The organism is Thiomonas sp., from assembly GCF_054608695.1.
On record NZ_JBTRXV010000192.1, the window covers coordinates 1 to 2,981 of the forward strand.

At 67.3% G+C, this 2,981-nt stretch carries 3 protein-coding genes; all 3 read right to left on the reverse strand.

What is annotated here, in order from left to right; translation table 11 throughout:
- Positions 1-128: 128 nt before the first annotated feature.
- Complete coding sequence (gene ubiA, locus ACYCUK_RS24085; protein WP_461597110.1) at positions 129-986, reverse strand: 4-hydroxybenzoate octaprenyltransferase; 858 nt, start codon at positions 984-986, stop codon at positions 129-131.
- A 54-nt stretch (positions 987-1,040) separates the two neighbouring features.
- Entirely contained in the window at positions 1,041-1,562 is a 522-nt protein-coding gene (locus ACYCUK_RS24090; RefSeq protein WP_112485196.1) for a Dps family protein, read from the reverse strand.
- A 106-nt stretch (positions 1,563-1,668) separates the two neighbouring features.
- The gene (locus ACYCUK_RS24095) at positions 1,669-2,970 is read right to left on the reverse strand and encodes an MFS transporter (protein ID WP_461597111.1); all 1,302 of its coding nucleotides are present in this window, start codon (positions 2,968-2,970) and stop codon (positions 1,669-1,671) included.
- Positions 2,971-2,981 lie beyond the last annotated feature (11 nt).

Genomic DNA, 2,981 nt, shown 5'->3' on the forward strand with positions numbered 1-2,981 from the left:
GGGGAGTGTTTGCGTGACGAGACCTTCCCCCTCCCGACCTCCCCCACGGGGTGGGGGAGGAGAAGGCAGCGCTTCGCGGGTTTCGAATGCCCCTCCCGACCTCCTCCACGCCGTGGGGGAGGAGAACCTCAGCGCAGCGCGTAGGCGGTTGCCGTGCCGGCGAATACGGCGAAGCCCAGCCAGTGGTTGTGCTTGAAGGCGGTGAAGCAGTGTGCCGGGTCGCGGCCGCGGATGAGCATGTAGTGCCAGGCCGCCATGCCGGCCGCAGTCAGCAGGCCGAGCGCGAACGGCCAGGCCAAGCCCAGTTGCAGCCCGGCGGCCAGCCACATCGCCAGGAAGATCGCATAGCTCGCCATCACCGCGGCCACGTCGATGCGGCCGAAGGTGATGGCCGAGGTCTTGATGCCGATCTTCAGGTCGTCCTCGCGGTCGACCATGGCGTACTCGGTGTCGTAGGCCAGCACCCAGAACAGGTTTCCCGCCAGCAGCCACCAGGCCAGCAGCGGCACGTCGCCGCGCGCCGCGGCGAACGCCATGGGGATGCCCAAGCTGAAGGCCACGCCGAGAAAGGCTTGCGGCAGCGCCAGCCAGCGCTTGGTGAACGGGTAGGCGATGGCGATGAGCAGCGCGGCGAACGACAGGCCGATGGTCAGCGCGTTGGTCAGCAGCACCAGGCCGAAGGCGGCCAGCGCCAGCGCCGCGCCGAGCACCAAGGCCTCGCGCTTGGAGACCTCGCCGCTGGTGACGGGGCGGCGCGCGGTGCGGCGCACGTGGCGGTCGAACTCGGCGTCGGCCACGTCGTTCACGGTGCAGCCGGCCGAACGCATGAGGATGGTGCCGAGCACGAACACCGCCAGCAGGGTCCAGCCGGGAAAGCCGCCCGCCGCCATCCACAAGGCCGAGAGGGTGGGCCACAGCAGCAGCAGCCAGCCGGCGGGGCGGTTCCAGCGGATGAGGTCGAGCCAGAGTTGGAGACGGCGAGGCATGGCGCCATTATTCCCTGCGCCACCCACCGGCCGCTGTTGGCGGCCGGCGCGGCGTCAACCTTCCAGCAGCGAGCGCAGCATCCAGGCCGATTTCTCGTGGATGTCCATGCGTGCCGACAGCAGATCGGTCGTGGGCTGGTCGCCGGCCTTCTCCGTCAGCGGCAGCAGCTCGCGCGCGGTGGCTGCCACCGCTTCGTTGCCCTTCACCAGGACGCGAATCATGTCCTCGGCCTTGGGCGGGATCAGCGGCACGTCGCCCAGCTTGGTGAGCTGGCTGTAGGCGGTGTAGGAGCCGGGGGCGGCATAGCCCAGGGCTCGGATGCGCTCGGCCACCGGGTCCACCGCGTTCCACAGCTCGGTGTACTGGGTCATGAACATCATGTGCAGGGTGTTGAACATCGGTCCCGTCACATTCCAGTGGAAGTTGTGGGTGGTGAGGTAGAGCGTGTAGGTGTCGGCCAGCAGGTGCGACAGGCCCTGGGCGATGGCGGCGCGGTCCTTGTCGGCGATGCCGATTTGCACATTGCTGGAGGTGGCGTGCAGCTTGGGCACGGCGGTCTTGCTGGTCTTGCTCATCGGGGATCCTTGGGTTGGACATGAGGGGTCATGGGGACGCACTTCGAGATGAAATTCACGCGACGCTGCCGCCGATTGCACGCAGCTTGCGCGAAAGCCGAGTGTTTCAGCGGTCGATGTCGCGCGCCGGCAGGCTCAGCACCAGCAGCGCACACAGCACCATGAAACCGGCCAGCACCAAAATGCCGCCGTTGGTGCTGTGCGTGGCCTGCTTCACCCAGCCGACGATGCTGGGGCCGAAGAAGCCGGCAAGATTGCCCAGCGCGTTGATCAAGGCGATGCCGGCCGCTGCCGCCGTGCCGGTGAGAAACGCAGTTGGCAGGCTCCAGAACAGCGGCAGCACGGTCATGATGCCGCAGGTGGCCAGGGTCAGCGTGAGCACCGCGCCCAGGGTGTTGTCGGTCCACAGCGTGGACAGCAGCAGCCCCGCGGCACCGAGCAGCGCGGGAATGGCGACGTGCCAGCGGCGCTCGCGCCGCGCATCCGAGTGGCGGCCCACCAGAATCATGGCGATGATGGACACGCCGTAGGGAATGGCCACCAGCCAGCCGATGGTGAGCGGGTCGGTCACGCCCGTGGTCTTGAACAGCAGCGGCAGCCAGAAGCCCAGGCCGTACAAGCCCATCACCACCGAGAAATACACCAGCGCCAGCAGCCACACGCGCGGGCTTGCCATGGCTTGCAGCGCCGAGACATGGGTTTTCGTCTGGGCTTCGCTGGCGATGCGCTCTTGCAGCAATGTCTTTTCGGCGTCCGTCAGCCACCGCGCCTGGGCGATGCCGTTATCCAGAAAGAGCAGCACCACCACGCCCAGCACCATGGCCGGCGCGCCTTCCAGCAGGAACAGCCACTGCCAGCCGGCCAGGCCGTTGTGGCCGTGGAAGCTGTGCAAAATCCAGCCCGAAACCGGCCCGCCGATCAGGCCCGAGAGCGCCACGGCCGACATGAACCAGGCCGTCATCTGGCTGCGCTTTGCCGCCGGGTACCAGTAGGTGAGATAGAGGATGATGCCGGGGAAGAAACCCGCCTCGGCCAGGCCCAGCAGGAAGCGCGCCACGTAGAACATGGTGGGCGTCTGGATGAACATCGTGAGGGCGGAGATCAGCCCCCAGGTGATCATGATGCGGGCGATCCAGATGCGGGCGCCGACGCGGTGCAGCACCAGATTGCTCGGCACCTCGAACAGGACATAGCCGAGGAAGAAGATGCCCGCGCCGAAGCCGTAGACGGCGTCGGAAAAACCCAGGTCGGACTTCATCTGCAGCTGCGCGAAGCCGACGTTGACGCGGTCGAGATAGGCCACGAAATAGCACAGCATCAGGAAGGGTATGAGCCGCCAGCCCACCTTGGTGTAGGTGGCGGACTCGAACGCGCTGGGGCCGCTCGCGGCCATGGGGGCTGCCGACATGCTTGTCTCCT